We start from the raw sequence: 19597 nt of genomic DNA on the forward strand, positions 1-19597 counted from the left end.
CCTGCCCGTACCCGCACGGCAGCCGCGCCGGGCCGCGCTTGTGCAGCGCGGACCCGGCGCGGCGTCCCCCGTCCGGCCGGTTTCCCCCGTCGGCCGTCGTCCCCCGTCGGACGGTGTCAGCAGTTCAGGTAGGCGACGTGGATCCAGACCCCGGTGCGGCCGCCCCACAGGTCGCCCATGATCCAGTTGCCCTGCTGCCCGCGCGCGTTCAGCTTCTGGCCGGCGTTGACCTTCCCGAGGACCGGGAAGTTCTCGCCGGGCCCGCCGCGGAAGTTGACCCCGTTGTCGTTGACGGTGCACACCTGGGCGGCGGCCTGCTGCGCGGCGTGCGACGGTGCGGCGGAGCGCTCCTGCTGCGTGGTGGCGTGGGCGGCCCCGGTGGTGGCGAGGAGGCTGCCGGCCGCTGCGGTCGCGACGGCCAGCTTGGCGATGGTCCTGGTGACTGCGGTCCTGCGCATGGTGCGTGTCCTTCCTGTGCTGCTTTCCCCGTTGTGCGCGGTGGGCGCTGCCGTTGCCGTGCAGCTCCCTGCCTTACGGGATCCACCGTGCGCCGCAACGGGCCGCCGCGGTACCTGACGTCTGTCAGGACCGGAACAACACCGCAGGTCAGGGGGGTGTCAGCGGGAGTACCGGGCGAGCTGACGGGCCACCCGGTCCACGTAGTCGCGGGTGCGGGCGGGCACGCCGCCGGTGTCCAGGACGACCCGGCTGCTGGTGCGGTAGCCCGCCGCGACCAGCTCGGGCAGGCCGTCGCGCAGCCCGCCCGCCTTGAACTGCTGGGCGAGCCAGCACAGGTACGAGCCCATGGAGGCGATGGCGTCGGGCGGCGACCAGTAGTCCTCGCGGCCGTCGTGGTCGCCGTCCACGGCCCAGGCGTGGAAGACCCACGGGGTCCACATCGCGATGCCGTACTCGTCCTTGCGCCGCGCGTGCGGGTCGAAGCCGCTCTCCGTCTTGAGCATGGCGGCGATCAGAGCGGGCGTCACCTCCTGCTCCGTGCAGCGCTCCGCGGCCCGGGTGATGTACGGGCGCAGGGCGCGCGGTACGTCGGAGTCCTCCGGCAGCGCCCCGGCGATGCCCTCGGCGGACGACGAAGCGGAGGCCGAGGCGGGCGATGACGCCCCGGCGACCGCCGGGCCCGACCGGCTGTCGGAGGTGAGCAGCACACCGGCGCTCCCGGCCAGGGCGAGGAGCAGCGCGGCACCGGCGGCCAGCAGCGCCGGACGGCGTGCGGCACGGTGCCGTACGCCGGGCGCGTCGCACAACCGCCGTACGCGCCGGGACAGCTCCGCGGCGGTGTGCCGGGCCCGCGACGCGTGGTCGGGCAGCAGGCAGTCACCGATCAGCTCCCGCCATCCCGGCGGCAGTTGGCCGTCCAGCCGCAGCGGCGCACCGCCGTGCGCGTACGTCTGCGCGGCGAGGGCGCGGGCCCGTGCCGTACGGCCGGGGAAGGGATGCCGGCCGCCGGTGAGCACCTGATGGGCCAGCACGCCATACGCCCAGATGTCGGCCGTGGGGCGTACCGTCGCGCCGCGCTGCCCGGTGCGCTGCGACCACCACTCGGGCGGTACGTGGTCGAGCGAGCCGAGCGGCGGTACGTACGCGTGGCTGCCCTCCAGTTCGGCGGCGAGGCCGAAGTCGGCGAGCCACGCCGTGCCGTCCGGCGCGAGAAGGATGTTGGCCGGTTTCAGGTCCCCGTGCACCCAGCCGCGCCCGTGGAGGTGGGCCAGCCCGTCGGCGACCTCCCGCAGGAGCCGCGGCCCGTCCGGCAGCGGGCGGCCGGCCGCGTCGGCGAGCAGGTCCCGCAGGCTGTGCTCGGCCCGGTCCATGACGAGGGCGGTGAGCCCGTCCAGCCCCGGGTGGTCCGGGTCCTCGATGGTGAGCGCCGCGTGGGTCCGTACGAGGTGCGGGTGGTCGGCCTCCAGACTGAAGCGGACCTCCCGGCGGACCAGTTCGTCCATCCAGGCGCGCTGGCCCGGCGCGAGCAGGTCGGTACGCAGGATCTTTACGGCGGCCGGGCGGCCGTCGGCGGTGTGCTCGGCGGCGTACACGCTGCCCCAGCTGCCCGCCCCGATGGGTCCGCCCAGCCGCCAGTCGCCGATCCGGTAGCCGGGCCGGACGCCGGGCGGCGGGGTGGCACTCGCTCCGTCCATCGCCGCGCCTCTCAGCCCGCCCCGCGCCTCACCGCCGGCCTCCGGGGGTCAGCAGGGCGAGGTGCTCCTCGCGGATCAGGTCGAAGCGCAGCGCGAAGGCGACGAGTTCGTCGCGCTTGCCGCCGCCGCGGGCGTCCGGCTCCGCCGGGTCGCCGGCGCGCAGCCGCAGCTTCACCGAGGTCAGGTAGTCGATGTGGTAGTTGACGGCGGAGCGGGTCAGCTCGCGGCACGCCTCCAGCGGGCGCAGCCGCTCCAGCACGTCGCCGACGCCCGGCACCGCGCCGCTGGAGGCGTGGCGCAGGCGCGGCTCGCACAGGGCGAGGAGCACGAGGAAGTACTTCGAGGTCGGGTCGAGCGCGAAGGGGCTCATCGTCGGCTCGCCCACGCCGTCGTACGGTGCGCCGTCCAGATACGCGTGTTCCGGCGCGAACACCTTGAAGGACGCCTCGCCCCGCGTCGCGGGCAGCAGCACCCGGGAGAACTCGAACGGCACCGGAGCCCCGAGCCGCCCCGGCGCGACCTTGATGTGCTCCCCGGCGCCCTCCATGTTCTCCACGACACAGGTCACCGCACGGCTGAAATTGGACAGCCGCCAGTAGTCCTCCGCGGCGGTGAGCTGGCCCGCCAGCCGTGAGACGCCCGGGTCGGGCAGGGGGACGGCCACCGGCGCGCCCGGCGCGCCGCGCCCGAAGTCCGCGGTGTCCCCCGGCCCCAGCCGCAGCAACCGCGGCCCACCACGCCCTTCGCCCTCCCCTTCGGGCAGTTGCACGATCACGGTGTCCATGGCTCTTCCCCCGTTTCCGCCGTTCCCGCACCGGCACTTCCACCCGTACCATGCGCCACCCCGGCATCCGGCTCCCGGAGGGCGGTGGTTCCGGCCGATCCCGAGCGGTGCGGCAGCGGACGCCCACGCCCGGCCCCAAGGCCGGGCCTGACGCCACGTCCGGCGCCTCTCCGCAGGTCAGCGCCCTGTCCCGGTGGTGGGATAGGTTCGGTCGACAGTCCGTTCGCCCAGGAGGTTGTCGTATGCCCATCGTCGTCGCCACGATCAGGACGAAGCCCGGCGAGCTGGAGACGGCTCTCGACGTCTTCCGTTCGCACGCGCCGGCCGTTCACCAGGAGGACGGCTGCCTGCTGTACGCGGTGCACGCGGGCGAGGACCGGGTGGTCGTCGTGGAGAACTGGGCGGACCGGGCAGCGCTGGACGCCCACTCCCGGGGTGCGGCGCTCGCGGAGATCGCGAACGGGGTCGGCGGGCTGCTCGCGGCGCCGATGGATGTGGCCGTGCTGGACGCGGTGCCGATGGGCGACCCGGGCAAATCCACGCTTTAAGCACATCCGGCGAGACGGCATCGGCAAAAGGCAGGCAAACACTCCGTCAATTCCTCGCCATTGAGAACCTGTCATTCCGGACGATGTGCAATTTTCGCGCGCGGCCGGCGGTCCGCAATACGCGGCCCCGGCCGCACGTATACCTTCCCGACGGTCCCGTCCCCCGTTAACCGGCCATTCTCGCGAGCCGCCGAGGACCGCCCGGCAACGGCCTGACCTGCCGCTTCCCGTACCCGAATTGCAGGCACGGGAAGGCGCCGCACGCGCGAACGCCCGCGTCGTCCCGCCATTGTTGGCCAGATATCCCCGCCTCGGTAAAAGGCCCGCCAACGCACGTTCGCGCCAACTTGGAACCCTTGATCGACGGCCGTTAGCATGGAAATGGTTGTCCGGGGCAACTAACTACCCGTCATGCCCCGGGATCTAGGAGGAATCACCTATGCCCGACACCGCGCACGACTTCCGCACCTACGTGGAGGAGAACCTCGACGCGCTGGGGACCGACCCCGGGCGCGTGGCGCTGGTGCACCAAGGGCGACGCGTCACCGCGGGTGAGTTCCGCGCCCTCGTCCACCGCATGGCCCGCGCGATGCGGAAGCAGGGCATCGACCGCGGCCGGACCGTCACACTGCTCAGCGGCAACCTGCCCGAGACCGTCGCCGCCCGCTACGCCGCCAACCTCATCGGCTGCCGGGTCAACCACCTCTACAACAAGCTCTCGGCCGACGTGCAGGCCACCATCGTCAAGGACGTGGAGACCGCCGCGCTGATCGTCGACCCCCGGTTCGACGACCGCGCCGCCGAACTGACCGCGCTGGCCCCGGTGCCGACCGTACTGACCCTGGGCCCCGCGAAGACCGGCACCGACCTGCTGGAACTGGCGTCCGCCGAGAGCGACGAGCCGGTGCCCAGCGGCGCCCGGCCCGAGGACATCTGCACCATCCGCCACACCGGCGGCACCACCGGTCACCCCAAGGGCATCTGCACCACCTACGGGCAGGTCCGCACCTTCGTCGCGGACGACGACGAGGACGCGGGCGACGCCAAGGTGCTGTGGGAGCGCCCCGCCGACCAGGAGGGCAACCGGCTGCTGGTGTGCACCACGCTGGCGCACGCGGCCGGCATGATGGCCGACGTCACGCTGCGCGAGCACGGGCTCGTGGTGCTCCTGGAGGACTTCGACCCGGCCGAGGTGCTGGCGACGATCGAGCGGGAGAAGATCACTCACCTCTTCCTGCTGCCGCCGCTGCTCTACCGGCTCACCGACCACCCGGACGCGGCCACCACCGACACCTCCAGCCTGCGCTGCCTGACCTACGGCGGCTGCCAGTCCTCGCCCGCCCGCATCGCCGACGCCATCCGCCGCTTCGGCCCGGTGCTGGTGCAGTTCTACGGGCAGAACGAGGCCGGCGGCATCAGCGTGCTGCCCGCCGAGGACCACGACCCGGACAACCTGGAGCGGCTGCGCTCGGCCGGCCGCATCCTGCCCAACGTCGAGGTCGCGGTGCGCGACGAGAACGGCCGCGACCTGCCGCGCGGTGAGCACGGCGAGATCTGCATCCGCTCGGCGAGCATCATGCAGGGCTACTGGAAGCAGCCCGAGCTGACCGCCGAGGTGCTGCGCGACGGCTGGCTGCACACCGGCGACATCGGCTTCCTGGACGCCGACGACTACCTGACCATCGTCGACCGGATCAAGGACATGATCGTCGTGGTGGGCGGCCATGTGTACACCACCGAGCTGGAGGACCTGCTCAACTCGCACCCCGGCGTCCTGCAGAGCGCCGTCTTCGGCGTGCGGGACGAGGACCGGATGGAGCAGGTGTACGCGGCCGTGGTGCTCGCCGACGGCGCGGACGTCGACGCGGACCAGCTCCGCGCGATGGTGCGCGAGGCGCGCGGCGCGATGTACGAGCCGGCCCACATCGAGTTCGTCGAGCAGCTGCCGCTGACGGACGCCGGCAAGCCGGACAAGAAGCAGCTGCGCGCGCAGGCGACCCGTACGGCCGCCTGACGCCACGGAGCACGCCCGGACCGGCCCGCTGCCTCACCAAGGCGCGGGCCGGTCCGTCGTACGCGGCGGACCGGCCCGGACGGGCCGGACCGCCACCCGGAGCAGCGCGCCATGCGGGCCCGCCCCACCCCGCCTACGCTCGGTACGGTCACCGTCACCAAGGGCTGTCCGGCCGGGCCGCCCGTCCACGAGCACAGGCACGGAGGCTCGCCCATGCCGGAGCTGTTCATCGGGGGTCAGTGGACCGCCGCGGCCGACGGGGAGGTGCGCGAGATCCGCTGCCCGGCGGACGGCACACCGGTCGCCACCGTCGACGAGGCGGGCGCCGCGGACGCGGCCGCCGCCGTCACCGCGGCCCGCGCGGCGTTCGACGACGGGCCGTGGCCGCGCACCCCGGCCGCGGAGCGCGGACGGCTGCTGCTGCGCGTCGCCGACCTGCTGGAGCGCGACAAGGACACGTACGCGCGGGCCGAGTCCCTGGACACCGGCAAGCGGTTCGTGGAGAGCCGGTACGACATGGACGACATCGCGAACTGCTTCCGCTACTTCGGCGATCTCGTGGCCTCCGGCAACGACGGGCGGGTGGTGGACACCGGACAGCCCGAGGTCGACAGCCGGGTGGTGTACGAGCCGGTCGGCGTCTGCTCGCTGATCACCCCGTGGAACTACCCGCTGCTGCAGACCGCCTGGAAGGTGGCCCCGGCCGTCGGCGCGGGCGACACGTTCGTCCTCAAGCCCAGCGAACTGACCCCGCACACCGCGATCCTGCTGATGCGGACGCTGACCGAGGCGGGGCTGCCGGACGGGGTGGCCAACCTGGTGCTCGGCGCCGGCGGCGCGGTCGGCGCGCCGCTGACCACCGACGAGCGGGTGGACCTGGTGTCCTTCACGGGCGGGCTGGCCACCGGGCGGCGCATCATGGCCGCCGCCGCGCCCACCGTGAAGAAGATCGCGCTGGAGCTGGGCGGCAAGAACCCCAACCTGGTCTTCGCCGACACCGACTTCGACACCGCCGTCGACTACGCGCTGATGGCGGTGTTCCTGCACTCCGGGCAGGTCTGCTCGGCGGGCGCGCGGCTGCTGGTGGACGACGAGCTGCACGACGACTTCGTGGACGAGATCGTGCGCCGGGCGCGGGCCATCCGGCTGGGCGGGCCGTTCGACGAGGACGCGCGCAGCGGGCCGCTGATCTCCGCCGAGCACCGCGACAAGGTGGAGAAGTACGTGGCGGCGGGGCTGGCCGAGGGCGCGGTGCTGCGCTGCGGCGGCGAGCGCCCGGACGACCCCCGGCTGCGGGACGGCTTCTTCTATCTGCCGACCGTGCTGGACGAGTGCTCCCCCGGTATGTCCGTCATCCGTGACGAATCGTTCGGCCCGGTGCTGACCGTGGAGCGGTTCCGTACCGAGGAGGAGGCGGTGGCGCTCGCCAACGACACCGTCTACGGGCTGGCGGCGGGCGTATGGACGCAGAGCGTGGAGCGTTCGCACCGGGTGGCCGCCCGGCTGCGGGCCGGCACCGTGTGGATCAACGACTTCCACCCGTACGTACCGCAGGCCGAGTGGGGCGGCATGAAGCAGTCCGGCGTCGGACGGGAGCTGGGCCCGGCCGGGCTGGCGGAGTACCAGGAGGCCAAGCACATCTGGCGCAACACCGCGCCCCGGCCGCAGCGGTGGTTCGAGTGAGCGGCGCCGGGCCCGCGGCGGGCGGCGGGCAGGGCGACGGCGCGGACACCGCACCCGCCGGGGAGAAGACCGATACCTCCAGCGACGACGATTCGCTCGCGGAACTCGGCTACAAGCCCGAACTCAAGCGCACCCTCGGCAACTTCCACACCTTCGCGGCCGGTATCAGCTACATCTCGATCCTCACCGGCACCTTCCAGCTCTTCTACTTCGGCGTCAACCACGGCGGGCCCGCCTACTGGTGGTCCTGGCCGATGGTCTTCTGCGGCCAGCTGATGGTGGCCCTGTGCTTCTGCGAGATGGCCGCCCGCTACCCGGTGGCCGGCTCGGTCTACAACTGGTCCAAGCAGCTCGGCGGGCCGCACGTGGGCTGGCTCGGCGGCTGGATGATGATGACCGCGACCATGGTCTCGCTGGCCGCGGTGGCGCTCGCCTACCAGGTCACGCTGCCGCAGATCTCCTCGTTCTTCCAGTTCGTCGGCGACGGCAGCGGCCGCACCGACCAGGCCGCCAACGCGGTGCTGCTCGGCGCCGTGCTCGTGGTCTTCACCACCCTGGTCAACGCCTTCGGGGTCAAGCTGATGGCGCAGATCAACTCGGCCGGGGTGGCCATCGAGCTGGTCGCGGCCCTCGCGCTGATCGTGCTGCTGGCCGCGCACATCACCCGGGGCCCCGGCGCGGTCACCGAGACGTACGGGCTGGGCCGGGGCGAGTCGCTGGGCTACCTCGGCGCGTTCCTCACCGCCTCCCTCGCCTCCGCGTACGTCATGTACGGCTTCGACACGGCGTCCTCGCTCGGCGAGGAGTCCAAGGACCCCGGCCGCAACGCGCCGCGCGCCATCCTGCGCGCCCTGTTCGCCTCGTTCCTCATCGGCGGCCTGATCCTGCTGTTCGCGCTGCTGGCGACGCCCGACCTGCACGACAAGCGGCTGGCCGTGGACGGCCTCCAGTACGTGGTGCTGAGTGCGCTCGGCACGACCATCGGCGACATCATGCTGTGGTGTGTGGTCATCGCGATCACGGTGTGCGCGCTGGCCGTGCACACCGCCGGCATCCGGCTGGCGTTCGCCATGGCCCGGGACACCAACCTGCCGGCCGCCTCGCTGCTCGCCCGGGTCAGCCCGCGCTTCCAGACGCCGGTGGCGCCCGCGGTGATCATCGGGTGCATCGCGGTCTGCATCCTGCTGGTCAACATCAACCAGCCGCAGATCTTCTCGGTGATCACCAGCATCGCCATCATCATGATCTACGTGGCGTATCTGATGGTCACCGTGCCGATGCTGGTACGGCGGCTGCGCGGCCAGTGGGAACCGGCCGAGGGCAAGTTCTCGCTGGGCCGCTTCGGCCTGCCGGTCAACATCCTCGCCGTGCTCTGGGGCACCGCGATGGCCACCAACCTCGCCTGGCCGCGCGCCGAGGTCTACAACGCGAACGGCCCCCAGCACTGGTACCTGCGCTGGGGCGCCTTCCTTTTCGTCGGCATCGTCGCCGTCGGCGGCTTCACGTACTACTGGTTCATCCAGCGCAAACGCACCTGCGTCCTGGCTGGCCACGCGGCGGAGACCCCGGCGGAGGAACCGGAGAATCCGGACAGATCCGAGGGTTCGGGCGCTCCGGCTTCGTCCTGATCCCGTCCCGGGCACCGGCGAAGCCTCCGGGGAAAGCGGGGGACGGTCCCGCCACGGCCGTGGAAGGCTCGTCCCATGCTTGATCACATAGCGATCCAGGTACGGGACATCGCGGCGAGCGTGCGGTTCTACGACGCCGTCCTCGCCCCGCTCGGCGGCAGGCGGACGAAGGTCTTCGGCGAGAACGTGGGCTACGGCACCACCGGGCACTGTCTCTGGCTCGTCCCCTGCACCGACGACGGCCCGGCACGTGAGGTCCATCTGGCGTTCGCGGCGGCCGACCGCGATGCCGTGGACGCGTTCCATGCCGCCGCCGTCGCCGCCGGGGCGGAATCCCTGCACACGCCGCGGCTGAGGCCCGAGTACCACGCGTCGTACTACGGCGCCTTCGTCCGGGATCCGGACGGGAACAACATCGAGGCCGTCTGTCATACGCCGTAGTCCGGCCGCGCCGCACAGCACCCCGGTCCGCGGGCTCCCCAGGGAGCCCGCGGACTTCGTCGCGCCCCATGCGTAAACGGAATTTCACATTCCGCCAGCCCGGCACACACCTGTACCAATCTGTGACACAAATATCCGTTTCTCCAGGCAACCGATCATGCCGGTCCAGCCGTCTGGATGGTCGGCGGTTGCCGACAACCGGCCCGGCGGTCCGTGACCGCGCCGGGGTCCGGGGTGGTGCCCGCCACAGCCAGTTGTGTTGCTTTGGAGGGAACCCCACGTGCACGTCAGATCAGCCCGTCGCACAGTCCTGCTGTCCGCCGCCCTGGCGGGGGCCGCGCTGCTGACCGCGTGTGGAGCGGAGGGCGGCTCGCAGGCGTCGGACAAGCCGACCGCGAAGGTGACCGTGACCCCGGCGGCGGGCAGCAAGTCGGCCAAGCTCGGCTCGCCGATATCCGTGAAGGTCTCCGGCGGCAGCCTGACCGCCGTCGAGGCCAAGGACGAGAAGGGGGACAAGGTCGAGGGCAAGCTGTCCGGCGACGGTACGTCCTGGACCTCGGAGGGCAAGGTCAAGCCGGGGACCACGTACACCGTGCACACCAAGACGAAGTCCGGCGACGGCAAGGAGTCGGCCTCCGACGCGAGCTTCACCACCGAGAAGGCCGACAAGGTCAACAAGCTCACCAACACGCCGTCCAACGGGCAGACCGTCGGCACCGGCATGCCGATCTCGATCCTGTTCGACCACCCGGTCGCCAAGGACCGGCGCGCCGAGATCCAAAAGGCGCTCAAGGTCACCACGCAGCCGCAGGTGGAGGGCGCCTGGGGCTGGGTCAAGGACTGGTCCGGCAAGGACCGCATCGACTGGCGTCCGAAGACCTACTGGCCGTCCGGCACCAAGGTGTCGGTCAAGGGCGGTCTGGGCGGCATCGACTCCGGTGAGTCCGGCGGCTGGTTCGCGCGCGACTACGACTTCGGGTTCACCATCGGCCCGGACCACAAGGCCGTCATCGACGTCCCGTCGCACAGCATGACCCTGTACGAGAACGGCAAGGCCGTCGACACGATCCGGGGCTCCGCGGGCTCGCCGCAGGACCCGACGCGCGGCGGCGTGCACACCGTACGCAGCAAGAACGCCGCCGAGACGATGGACTCCGCCACCATCGGCCACGGCAACGAGTGGATGCTCGACTCGAAGTGGGTGACCCACCTCACCGCGTCCGGCACCTTCCTGCACTCGGCGCCCTGGAACAAGTCGATCGGCGTGGTCAACAACAGCCACGGCTGCTTCGGCATGACGACCTCGGACGCCAAGCGTGCCTACGACTTCCTGACGATCGGCTCCACGGTCGAGGTGAAGAACACCTCCAGCACGAAGAAGACCGATGTCGGCAACGGCCTGGAGGTCTGGCAGGAGAGCTGGGAGCAGTGGCAGCAGCGGAGCGCCGTGAAGTAACCGTCACGGCGGCGGTGCCGCGCGGGCGCTTCGGCGCCTGACTGTGCGAGCGTGTGGTGGGGCTCCCCCGGAGGCGGGGCGGGCCCCACCCGTGGTTGCGGACGTGTTCGGACCACACCCCCGTGCCGGTCCGAACTGTCCGCCCCGCTTCACACCAGAGTCTTTGACTCAGGTGTGAAGAATAGAGGCTACGGGCGGAGCGTGCCAGCCCACGGGGGTGGGAGTGCCGATCCTTCCCGCCGACCGGACCACTACAGTGGAAGTCTCACGTTTGGCCTTGAAGGGAGCGCGGCGCGATGGGGGACGAGGACCGCGGGCCGGTCAGCCTGGCCGAAAAGCTGGACCGGCTGTTCCGGGAACGAAGTCGGGAGCGGGGCAAATCGCTGTCCGCCAACGACGTCGCCACCGAGATCAACATCAGGGCCGGCGAGCAGGTGATCTCCGGCAACTACATCTGGCAACTGCGCAAGGGCAAGCGGGACAACCCGACCAAGCGCCATATCGAGGCGCTGGCGGAGTACTTCGGCGTGCCGGCCGCGTACTTCCACGACCAGCGGGACACGGGTCCCGGCGGCGGGTCCGCCGACCGGCCCGACCAGCCGCCGGAGCTGCTGGAGGCGATGCAGGACGCGGGCGTCATCGCGATGGCCGCGCGCTTCATGGACATGTCCGCCGAGTCCCGTACGGCCGTACTGGAGATGATCGACCGGGTGCGGAAGCTGGAAGGGCTGCCGGACGTCGGCGGTGCGACGGGCGCCCAGGGCGCCGATCCGGCCGGCAATCCGGGAGAAACCTGGCGTACCGCCCGCTGATCCATGACGCCGACCGACTTACGCCCCGCGCCGTCCCCGACCGCTCCCCCGCCCGCCGCCGGGCCGGGGAACCGGGCGGCCGGGGCCGCGGCAGCCCGCGGGCCCGCACACGACCCCGTCGGGGAGGGGCCATCCCGCACTGCATGAGACTGGCACGTGTACCTTTCATGGCCGAGGCCGAAGGAGAGCACGCCATGAAGTTCACCCGGCGACCGGACCGTGTGCGGGACGGCTGTGCGGAGCGGCTGCGGGGACTGCACATTCCGCGCCCCTTCGAGCTGGGTGCCTTCCTGGACCGGCTCGCCGAACAGCGCGGCCGCCCCATCCATCTGGAACCCCAGGTCACCCCGCCCGCCGGGCCCTGCGGCCTGTGGATCGCCACCAGCCGGGCCGACTATGTCTTCTACGACGCGGCCACCACCGCGCTGCACCGCGACCACATCGTGCTGCACGAGGTCGGCCACATGCTCAGCGGCCACTCCAACCTGCTCTCCGGAGAGGTCGCGCGGGCCCTGGTGCCCGGCCTCGACCCCGGCTCGGTGGAATCCGTCCTGGGCCGCAGCCACTACAGCGACCAGGACGAGCAGGAAGCCGAGATGATCGCCTCGCTGATCCTGCGCCGCGCCGACCGCACCTCCGCCCGCCGACCGGCGACATCCCAGCAGGCCGAGGTCCTCAGCCGCATGGACGACGTCTTCGGCTCCCCGAAGCGACGGTAGAACTGAAGATGGTCAACGTTCTCTTCCTGTCCATAGCGGCCGTCCTGCTGCTGGCGGCCGCCTACAAGGCGCGGCCGCTGCTGCGCCGGCCGCGGCCGCGCGGCCTGGGCGCCCTGTGCGGTTTCCTGACCGGACTGGGCGCCTCTCTGGTGTTCCTGACGCCCGCGGTCGGCGACGCGCTGAGCGTCATCCACCCGAAGCTCGGCCGGCTGCTGGGCAACTGCAGCACGCTGGCCGCCGCCACCTGCATCTCGATCCTGCTGCTGCGCTTCAACGAGGAGCCGCCGGACGCGGACCGCAAGGCGCGCCACCGGCTCGTCACGCTGGGCGTCGTCCTGGTCGCGATGGCCGTCCTCTTCTTCTCCTCGCCGGTGGACGACGCCCCGGGCGCGCCCACCTTCGGCGAACTGCCGCGCACCGAGCCGCTGCTGAACATCTATGTGCTGGTGTTCACCGCGCACCTCGGCGCCGCGATCGTCGACCTGCTGCGCCAGTCCCTGCGCTACTCCCGGCACGCGCCGCGCACCAGCCTGCGGTACGGGCTGCGCGTCATCGCCTTCGGCTGCGCGCTGGGCATGATCTACATCGGCTACAAGATCGTCCATGTGGTCGGGCTGTGGACCGACGCGGGCTGGCTGCCGCCCGAGCAGCTGTGCACCTCGCTGGTGACGCCCGCGACCTGCACGTTCAGCGTCGGCCTGCCCGCGATCTGCAGTCTGCTGCTCGTCATCGGCGTCCTGCTGCCCGCGATCGGCCCGGCACTGGCCTGGCCCGTGCGGCGCATTCACCTGTGGCATCTGCACCGCGGACTGCGCCCGCTGTGGGCCGCGCTGTCGGCGGCGGTGCCGGAGATCCAGCTCACCGCCACCGACCGGCTGTACGCGGCGCCCGACGCCGAGTTCCGTCTCTACCGCCGGGTGATCGAGATACGTGACGGCATGCTGGCACTGCGCCCGCACCGCAGCGACGAGGTCCGCCGCGCCGCCGAGGAACGGCTGCGCGCCGAGGGGGCGGACGCGCGGGAGCTGGACGCCGGGGTCGAGGCGGCGGTGCTGGCGGCGGCGCTGGAGTCGCGGCGCGGCGGACGTACGCCCGAGCACGCGGTCAGCGTCGAGGACGCCACGCTGACCCGCCCCGAGCTGACCAATCTGATCGACGAGGCCCGCTGGCTGCGCAGGGTCTCGCACGCCTTCGTGGCGTCCGGCGCGGGCCCCGCGCCGGCGCCGGAGTCCCGCCCCGCCGCAGGAATCTGAGGTCACACGTGAGCCACCCCATGGAGTCACCGGAGTTCTTCCGCGACCCGTACCCGCTGCTCGCCGCGCTGCGCGAGCGCGGTCCCGTCCAGCAGGTACGGTCCGGGCCGCACGGCGCGACGTGGCTCGTCACCGGCTGGGCCGAGGCCCGTACGGCGCTGGCGGAGCCCCGGCTCTCCAAGGACACCACCCGCTACTTCGCCGACAAGCCGTCCAAGCGCAACCTGGCGCCCGCCGTCAGCGCCACCATGCTGGCCACCGACCCGCCGGACCACACCCGGCTGCGCCGGCTGGCCGTCAAGGCGTTCACGCCGGCGGCGGTGGCCCGCCTGGAGCCGCGGGTGGCGGAGATCGCGGACGGTCTGCTGGACCGGATGGCCGACGGCGGCGATTCGGCCGATCTCGTCGAGGACTTCGCCGTACCGCTGCCCATCGAGGTCATCGGCGACCTGCTCGGCGTTCCCCGCGAGGACCGCCCGGCGCTGCGCCGCTGGTCCAACGACCTCTTCGCGGCCGGCGCGCCGGACAGCATCGACGCGGCCTCGCACGCCATCAGCGACTACATGACGGAGCTGATCGCGAAGAAGCGCGCCGAAGGTACCGGGGCCGATCTGCTCACCGAGCTGATCGCCGCGCGCGACGAGGGCGACCGGCTCAGCGAGTTCGAACTGGTCTCGCTGGCCGTCCTGCTGGTCGTCGCCGGGCACGAGACGACCACCAACCTGATCGGCAACGGCGCGCTCGCGCTCCTCCGGGACGACGCGCTCCGTACCCGCCTGCGGCAGGACCCGGCGCTCATCCCGGACGCCGTGGAGGAACTGCTCCGCTATGACTCCCCGATCACCACGGCCACGTTCCGGTACGCGGCCGAACCGCTCACCCTCGGCGGCGCCGAGATCGCGGCGGGCGATGTCGTCCTGGTCTCCCCGGGCGCCGCCAACCGTGACCCGGCCCGGTTCCCCGACCCGGACACGGTCACCCCCGGCCGTTCCGCCGGGCATCTCTCCTTCGGCCACGGTCCGCACCACTGCCTGGGCGCGCCCCTGGCCCGCCTGGAAGCCCGTATCGCCTTCCGAGCGCTGCTCACCCGCTTCCCCGGCCTGCGGCTGGCCGTCCCGCCCGGCGAACTCCCGTGGCGCCACACCCGCCTGATGCGCGGTCTGTCGCACCTCCCGGTCACCTGGTCCGCACAGGTCACGGATTGTTGAGGTAGGTGAGGACGGCGAGGACGCGGCGGTTGCCCGCCTCGTCGTCGGTGATGCCGAGCTTGCCGAACATGGACGTGGTGTATTTGCTGATGGCGCTGTCGCTGAGGAACAGCCGCTGTCCGATGGCCTGATTGGACAGCCCTTCGGCCATCAGGGCGAGTACGGCGTGTTCGCGTTCGGTGAGCCCGCCGAGCCGCCGGGTCGCGGCCCCGCCGCCCAGCAGTTTGGCGATGACGGCCGGGTCCATGGCCGTACCGCCGCCGGCGACGCGTTCCAGTGCGTCGACGAACTGGTCGCCGTCGAAGACGCTCTCCTTGAGGAAGTAGCCGATGCCGCCGGCGCCGTCGGCCAGCAGTTCGCGGGCGTAGAGCTGCTCGACGTGCTGGGAGAGGATCAGGACCGGCAGGCCGGGCACCTCGGCGCGGGCGGCGAGCGCCGCGCGCAGGCCCTCGTCCGACTGGTCCGGCGGCATCCGGACATCGACGACGGAGACGTCCGGCCGCCACTTCAGCAGCGCGTCGAGCGTCTCGGGGCCGGTGGCCGCCGTCGCCACCACCTCGTGTCCGTACGCCTCGATGAGACGCACCATCCCGTCGCGCAGGAGGTAGAGGTCTTCGGCTACAAGGATGCGCATGGCACCATCATCCTCACCCGGGTCGGGCCGCCGGCCGGGCTGCTGATCTCCACGGTGCCGTCGAAGACCGCGAGGCGGCGGCGCAGCCCCTCCAGTCCCCCGCCGGGCCGCACCTCGGCCCCGCCCCGGCCGTCGTCCTCGACTTCGACGACCAGGCCGACGTCGTCCTGCGCGAGGAAGATCCGGGCCCGGGTGGCGTGGGCGTGCTTGACCGCGTTGGTCACCAGTTCGGCGATACCGAAGTACAGGGCGGACTCGATCGGCGGGTCCAGGGGCCCCCGGATGCCGGCGGCGACCGTCGTTTCGAGCGGGCTGTCCAGGGCGAAGGCGCAGACGGCGTCGACCAGCCCGCGTTCGTTGAGCACCGGCGGGTTGATGCCCCTGACCAGTTCGCGCAGCTCGGTCAGGGAAGCGGTGGCGCCGGCCCGCGCCTCCCGCAGCAGCGCCCTGGCCTGCTCCGGGTCCGTCTCCATCAGCTTCTCGGCGGTCGCCAGGGAGAGGCCGAGGCCGACCAGCCGGGCCTGCGCGCCGTCGTGGAGGTCCCGCTCGATCCGCCGGATCTCGGCGGCCTGCGCGATGGTCGTGTCCGCGCGCTGGGCGGTCAGCTCGTCCACCCGGTCCGCCAGCAGCATCGCGGGCGAGGGACGCAGGAAGCGGGCGGCCACCGGCACGACGGGCCGCCAGGCGTACGGGGCCGAGCCGATCGCCACGACCAGGCCGAGCACGCCGACGAGGCGGGGGGCCAGGTCCGACTGGCCGAGCCCGAGAACCGCCACCGCGACCCCGGCCGGCGGCACGGCCGCGACCACTCCGGCGGTGAACGGCACGATGCCCGTGAACCGCAGGTCGCGCCAGGTCGCGGGGTCCGTCCACCGGTTCCGCCACCGCTGGTCCAGGAGGGCGTCGCGGCGGGTGCGCTCGTAGGAGCGGCCGTTCCACCAGTGGCCGGTGGACAGCTGCGTCACCGGCGCGGCCTGCCGGTATCCGGCGGGGACGGTGGTGGCCGTCCACTTCGCGACGAGGTGGCGGATCGACCGGCAGACCGGGCGGGACAGGGCGAGCGTGCTCACGCACACCAGCACCAGCGGCCCCACCCACGACCACGGGTTCGCCGCGCCCCACTGGATACCCCACACCACGGCGGCGGCCCATACCGCCGGGACCAGCATGCTGACGACCGTCACCGCGCAGGCCCGTACGAACCCCACGCAGGCGCCGGACACCCACGACACCACCTGTTGCATGACTCTTTCCCTCTGCTTCGAAAACCCCGGCCTCCGATCACTCTGGCACCCGCCCGACCAGCGCTGAAGTGGGTCTGGACCCACTCTTGCGTGGGTCTGGGCCCGTACCGCGCGGCTTCGGCGCTCCTTAATTTCGACACCACGTCAGCAGGACACGCATGCCGTGAAGGAGCAGAAGAATCATGAACACCGCCACCACCATCCCCGCCACGGCCGAGGCCACCGCCGTCGGCCAGGCACCCGCCCAGCGGGCCTTCCGTACGGCGAAGATCTTCATCGGGGCCTACGGCGCGCTCGGCACCGCCGTCCTGCTCACGGTCGTCGTCCTCGCCGCCACCGGTCACGAGGTGACCTCGTTCATGTGGGGCCGCTCGGCGGGAGTGCTCGCGAGCGCGGCGGTGACCTACTGGCTGACCGTGCTCGCCGCACGGGGCGCCCGCTGGGCCTACCTGCGCGTCCGTTTCCTCTCGGTCGTGATGCCGGTGGCGATCATCGCCATCGATCTGATCCCGGGCGCCCTGCCGGTGTGGTTCATCGCGATGCAGGCCGTCTGCGCCCTCGCCATCGGCGCGACGGCCTTCATCGCCAACGGGTCAGTACTGCGCGCCGCCTTCCCCAAGGGGCGCTGAGCCGCCGGTCCCCAGCGCGAACCGCTCCACCGCGCGGCACACCGCGGCCGTGTGGTCGGCGAGGTAGAAGTGGCCGCCGGAGAACGTCTCCTCCTGGTACTCGGCCACGGTGTGGGCCTTCCAGGCGGCCGCCTCCTCGCGGGTCACCCGGGGGTCCGCGTCGCCGGTCAGGCACAGCAGCGGGATGTCGAGCACGGCGTCGGCCGGGGGCCGGTACGTCTCGATCACGCGGTAGTCGTTGCGGATGGCCGGGAGGATCAGCCGTACGAGATCCCGGTCGGCCAGCAGTTGGTCGGCGGTGCCGTCCAGGCGGGCGACCTCGGCCAGGAGTTCCTCGTCGGTGCCCTCGTGGAGGGCCCGCTCCGCCCGGAACATCGAGGGGGCGCGGCGCCCGGACACCACCAGCCTGCGGTCCGCGGGCCGCCCGAGGTCCGCCAGCCGCCGGGCGACCTCGAAGGCGACGGACGCGCCCATGCTGTGCCCGAAGAGCACCAGCGGGGTGGGGTCGTGGGGGCTCAGGCAGCCGACCACCTCATCGGCCAGGCCCTCGACGGACGTGACGAAGGGGTCGTTCCACCGGTCCTGGCGTCCGGGGTACTGGATCGCCGATACGTCGAGCCGCTCGCCGAGGTGGGCGGCGAACGGCCGGTAGTACGAGGCGGATCCCCCGGCGTGCGGGAAGAAGATGAGGTGGGCGGCGGGCCGCGGCCCCCGGCGTACGTCCCGTATCCAAGCGCTCTTCCCCGTCATGTGGATGTGCTCCCGTGCTGGTGGGCCGATGGTCGGGCGTGCTCGTCCACGGCTCGCCGGGCGGTGCCGGGGCGTCCGCGGACAGGTCAAGGATGACCGGTCCGGGGCCCTTCCGGCCAGCATGAATTCGATCAAGGCCGGGAGAGCGCCGCGGCCCCCTGTGCCGCCTGCTCGGCGGCCCGCGTCCGGGCGGCGGCCGCCTTGGCGGTCTCACCGAGCCGGTCGGCCAGGCGCGCCTGGGCCAGCCAGTTGTACGGGCACACCGGGCGCAGGTTGATGCGCTCGCTGAGCAGGGTGCGGGCCGTCTCGTCGCGCCCGGCGCACAGCGCTGCTTCCAGGAGCGTCTTCTGTACGGCGTCCCGCTGGGCGTGGCTGCCGCCGTAGGTGTTCAGGCGGTAGCGGATGGGCGCGAGCAGGTCGACCACGTCCCCGTACCGGCCCTGTCCGTAGGCGATCAGAGCGCGGCAGACGGGCAGGCCGATTTCGGCGGTCATGGCGTGGTTGGACAGTTCGGGCGGCGTGCGGCCGAGCCACGCCGTGCGGTCCGCGACGAGGCGTTCGGCGTCGGCGATGCGGTCTGCGCCGACGTACGCCATGACGGCGTGCACGTCGTTGAAGGCGTAGTACGGCGGGTCCTGGCGGGCCGCCCAGGCGTCGGCGAGGCGCGGCCAGCGGTCGCCGGTGGCGCGGTCGGCCAGCAGGAGCCGCCACAGCAGGGCCGAGGCGTCGAGGAGTTCCATCGCGAGCCCCGCCGACGCGTCGTGGTGCAGTACGGCGTCGTAGATGCCGAGCGCCCGCGCGGTGTCGCCTGCTTCGAGGGCGTAGAGGCAGTAGTGCCACCAGTTGTGGACGTTGAGGTAGTTGCCGGAGCCCCAGTCATCGGTGCGGGCGTCCAGGAAGCGGATGCCTTCGGCGAACCGACCCTGCATCTCATAGGTGTGCACGACCGCGTGGATGCCCCACACGTCGCGGGGGTTGTGCCCGACGGCGGCCAGGCCGGCTTCCCGCGCGCGGTCGTAGTGGCCCGATTCCTCCAGGCCGAAGGCGTACATGCCCAGGAGGTGGCCGTAGTGCGGATCGTCCTCGGGCCAGGCGGTCAGCGCGCCGCCGACGCGGTCGCGCAGGCGGACGGCGTCGCCGGTGAGGAAGTCGATCTGGTGGCCGGTGGCCAGCGCGAGTTCGTCGCGCGGATGGGCGACGGTCAGCTCGCCGAGAATCCTCCCGGCCCGGTGGATGTCGCCGTCCAGCCAGGAGGTGGCGGCGGCGAGGTGCATCCGTTCGCGGGGTGTCAGCTCCTCGGTGTGTACGCCGTCCGTGAAGCGCGTGAAGGCTTCCCTGGCGGCGGTGGCGTCCTTCTCCTCCGTACCGAGCAGGCCGAGGTAGGCGGCGAGGACGTTGCCCATGACGGATTCCGGCGCGGCCGCCAGGAGGGCCTGCGAGGCGTCGGCGACCTCGCCGCGGAAGAAGAGCAGGGCGCTCATCGCGTCCTCGTAGTGGGACGCGGCGTCCGCGCCGGTCCGGGACATCGCGTGACCGTGCCGGTCACTCACCGTTCGCGGCATCATCATCGGCTCCTTGCGACACTCTGGCGTCACCCCGTCCCCCGCCTTACCTTGGCAGCGGTAGGAATTCTGTTCGATC

Annotated in this window: 18 protein-coding genes; 11 read left to right on the top strand and 7 right to left on the bottom strand. The window is 72.2% G+C overall.

Features of this window, described 5'->3' with window-relative positions:
• Positions 1-116: 116 nt before the first annotated feature.
• The 3 genes from CP984_RS06320 to CP984_RS06330 form a co-directional block, all read right to left on the bottom strand.
• Positions 117-458, bottom strand: a complete 342-nt coding sequence (locus tag CP984_RS06320; protein WP_003987041.1) for an SH3 domain-containing protein — start codon at positions 456-458, stop codon at positions 117-119.
• A 159-nt stretch (positions 459-617) separates the two neighbouring features.
• Positions 618-2153, bottom strand: a complete 1536-nt coding sequence (locus CP984_RS06325) for a protein kinase domain-containing protein (RefSeq protein WP_003987043.1) — start codon at positions 2151-2153, stop codon at positions 618-620.
• Positions 2154-2181: 28 nt separating this feature from the next.
• Positions 2182-2937, bottom strand: coding sequence for a hypothetical protein (locus CP984_RS06330; protein ID WP_003987044.1), 756 nt, complete (start codon positions 2935-2937; stop codon positions 2182-2184).
• Between the two features lie 242 nt (positions 2938-3179).
• Between CP984_RS06330 and CP984_RS06335 the strand changes: the two genes are divergently transcribed.
• The 10 genes from CP984_RS06335 (at position 3180) to CP984_RS06380 (ending at position 14699) form a co-directional block, all read left to right on the top strand.
• A complete protein-coding gene (locus CP984_RS06335; RefSeq protein ID WP_003987045.1) occupies positions 3180-3485 on the top strand; it encodes a putative quinol monooxygenase in 306 nt (101 codons plus the stop codon).
• A gap of 439 nt (positions 3486-3924) precedes the next feature.
• Positions 3925-5499: an AMP-binding protein gene (locus CP984_RS06340; RefSeq protein ID WP_003987046.1), complete on the top strand. Its 1575-nt coding sequence runs from the start codon at positions 3925-3927 to the stop codon at positions 5497-5499.
• Positions 5500-5712: 213 nt separating this feature from the next.
• Entirely contained in the window at positions 5713-7182 is a 1470-nt protein-coding gene (locus CP984_RS06345; protein ID WP_030180380.1) for an aldehyde dehydrogenase family protein, read from the top strand.
• Positions 7170-8810 (top strand): APC family permease, encoded by a 1641-nt coding sequence (locus tag CP984_RS06350; RefSeq protein WP_371282741.1) that lies wholly within the window; start codon positions 7170-7172, stop codon positions 8808-8810. The genes CP984_RS06345 and CP984_RS06350 overlap by 13 nt, the downstream gene beginning before the upstream one ends.
• 75 nt (positions 8811-8885) lie before the next feature.
• Positions 8886-9251 carry a VOC family protein gene (locus CP984_RS06355; protein ID WP_003980896.1) on the top strand — a complete coding sequence of 122 codons (366 nt, stop codon included), beginning with the start codon at positions 8886-8888 and terminating at the stop codon, positions 9249-9251.
• Positions 9252-9531: 280 nt separating this feature from the next.
• The gene (locus CP984_RS06360) at positions 9532-10707 is read left to right on the top strand and encodes a L,D-transpeptidase family protein (RefSeq protein WP_003980897.1); all 1176 of its coding nucleotides are present in this window, start codon (positions 9532-9534) and stop codon (positions 10705-10707) included.
• Between the two features lie 296 nt (positions 10708-11003).
• Positions 11004-11519: a helix-turn-helix domain-containing protein gene (locus CP984_RS06365; RefSeq protein WP_003980898.1), complete on the top strand. Its 516-nt coding sequence runs from the start codon at positions 11004-11006 to the stop codon at positions 11517-11519.
• A gap of 194 nt (positions 11520-11713) precedes the next feature.
• Complete coding sequence (locus CP984_RS06370) at positions 11714-12238, top strand: hypothetical protein (RefSeq protein ID WP_003980899.1); 525 nt, start codon at positions 11714-11716, stop codon at positions 12236-12238.
• An 8-nt stretch (positions 12239-12246) separates the two neighbouring features.
• Positions 12247-13491, top strand: coding sequence for an MAB_1171c family putative transporter (locus CP984_RS06375; RefSeq protein WP_003980900.1), 1245 nt, complete (start codon positions 12247-12249; stop codon positions 13489-13491).
• 8 nt (positions 13492-13499) lie between these two features.
• Positions 13500-14699 carry a cytochrome P450 family protein gene (locus CP984_RS06380; protein ID WP_030180396.1) on the top strand — a complete coding sequence of 400 codons (1200 nt, stop codon included), beginning with the start codon at positions 13500-13502 and terminating at the stop codon, positions 14697-14699.
• Here CP984_RS06380 and CP984_RS06385 read toward each other — a convergent pair.
• Together CP984_RS06385 and CP984_RS06390 are read right to left on the bottom strand one after the other, a co-directional pair.
• A complete protein-coding gene (locus tag CP984_RS06385; RefSeq protein WP_003980902.1) occupies positions 14686-15333 on the bottom strand; it encodes a response regulator transcription factor in 648 nt (215 codons plus the stop codon). The genes CP984_RS06380 and CP984_RS06385 overlap by 14 nt on opposite strands.
• Complete coding sequence (locus tag CP984_RS06390) at positions 15318-16577, bottom strand: sensor histidine kinase (protein WP_003980903.1); 1260 nt, start codon at positions 16575-16577, stop codon at positions 15318-15320. Before CP984_RS06390 ends, CP984_RS06385 begins: the two co-directional genes overlap by 16 nt.
• A 182-nt stretch (positions 16578-16759) precedes the next feature.
• Here CP984_RS06390 and CP984_RS06395 point away from each other — a divergent pair, with 182 nt between their 5' ends.
• A complete protein-coding gene (locus CP984_RS06395; RefSeq protein ID WP_003980904.1) occupies positions 16760-17206 on the top strand; it encodes a hypothetical protein in 447 nt (148 codons plus the stop codon).
• Here CP984_RS06395 and CP984_RS06400 read toward each other — a convergent pair.
• Both CP984_RS06400 and CP984_RS06405 read right to left on the bottom strand, forming a co-directional pair.
• Positions 17171-17956, bottom strand: a complete 786-nt coding sequence (locus CP984_RS06400; protein ID WP_003980905.1) for a thioesterase II family protein — start codon at positions 17954-17956, stop codon at positions 17171-17173. The two genes, CP984_RS06395 and CP984_RS06400, sit on opposite strands and share 36 nt — an antisense overlap.
• Positions 17957-18087: 131 nt before the next feature.
• Complete coding sequence (locus CP984_RS06405; protein WP_226048623.1) at positions 18088-19482, bottom strand: tetratricopeptide repeat protein; 1395 nt, start codon at positions 19480-19482, stop codon at positions 18088-18090.
• Positions 19483-19597 lie beyond the last annotated feature (115 nt).

Origin of the sequence: Streptomyces rimosus, assembly GCF_008704655.1 — a bacterium.
Classification (GTDB): Bacteria; Actinomycetota; Actinomycetes; order Streptomycetales; family Streptomycetaceae; genus Streptomyces; species Streptomyces rimosus.

What these genes read in the sequence shown, in the direction of transcription:
- CP984_RS06325 (WP_003987043.1), bottom strand. Translation starts at nt 2,153, where the DNA reads ATGGACGGAGCGAGTGCCACCCCGCCGCCCGGCGTCCGGCCCGGCTAC.
- CP984_RS06390 (WP_003980903.1), bottom strand. Translation starts at nt 16,577, where the DNA reads ATGCAACAGGTGGTGTCGTGGGTGTCCGGCGCCTGCGTGGGGTTCGTA.
- CP984_RS06330 (WP_003987044.1), bottom strand. Translation starts at nt 2,937, where the DNA reads ATGGACACCGTGATCGTGCAACTGCCCGAAGGGGAGGGCGAAGGGCGT.
- CP984_RS06335 (WP_003987045.1), top strand. Translation starts at nt 3,180, where the DNA reads ATGCCCATCGTCGTCGCCACGATCAGGACGAAGCCCGGCGAGCTGGAG.
- CP984_RS06405 (WP_226048623.1), bottom strand. Translation starts at nt 19,482, where the DNA reads ATGTCCCGGACCGGCGCGGACGCCGCGTCCCACTACGAGGACGCGATG.
- CP984_RS06375 (WP_003980900.1), top strand. Translation starts at nt 12,247, where the DNA reads ATGGTCAACGTTCTCTTCCTGTCCATAGCGGCCGTCCTGCTGCTGGCG.
- CP984_RS06400 (WP_003980905.1), bottom strand. Translation starts at nt 17,956, where the DNA reads ATGACGGGGAAGAGCGCTTGGATACGGGACGTACGCCGGGGGCCGCGG.
- CP984_RS06320 (WP_003987041.1), bottom strand. Translation starts at nt 458, where the DNA reads ATGCGCAGGACCGCAGTCACCAGGACCATCGCCAAGCTGGCCGTCGCG.
- CP984_RS06340 (WP_003987046.1), top strand. Translation starts at nt 3,925, where the DNA reads ATGCCCGACACCGCGCACGACTTCCGCACCTACGTGGAGGAGAACCTC.
- CP984_RS06355 (WP_003980896.1), top strand. Translation starts at nt 8,886, where the DNA reads ATGCTTGATCACATAGCGATCCAGGTACGGGACATCGCGGCGAGCGTG.
- CP984_RS06345 (WP_030180380.1), top strand. Translation starts at nt 5,713, where the DNA reads ATGCCGGAGCTGTTCATCGGGGGTCAGTGGACCGCCGCGGCCGACGGG.
- CP984_RS06370 (WP_003980899.1), top strand. Translation starts at nt 11,714, where the DNA reads ATGAAGTTCACCCGGCGACCGGACCGTGTGCGGGACGGCTGTGCGGAG.
- CP984_RS06365 (WP_003980898.1), top strand. Translation starts at nt 11,004, where the DNA reads ATGGGGGACGAGGACCGCGGGCCGGTCAGCCTGGCCGAAAAGCTGGAC.
- CP984_RS06385 (WP_003980902.1), bottom strand. Translation starts at nt 15,333, where the DNA reads ATGCGCATCCTTGTAGCCGAAGACCTCTACCTCCTGCGCGACGGGATG.
- CP984_RS06395 (WP_003980904.1), top strand. Translation starts at nt 16,760, where the DNA reads ATGAACACCGCCACCACCATCCCCGCCACGGCCGAGGCCACCGCCGTC.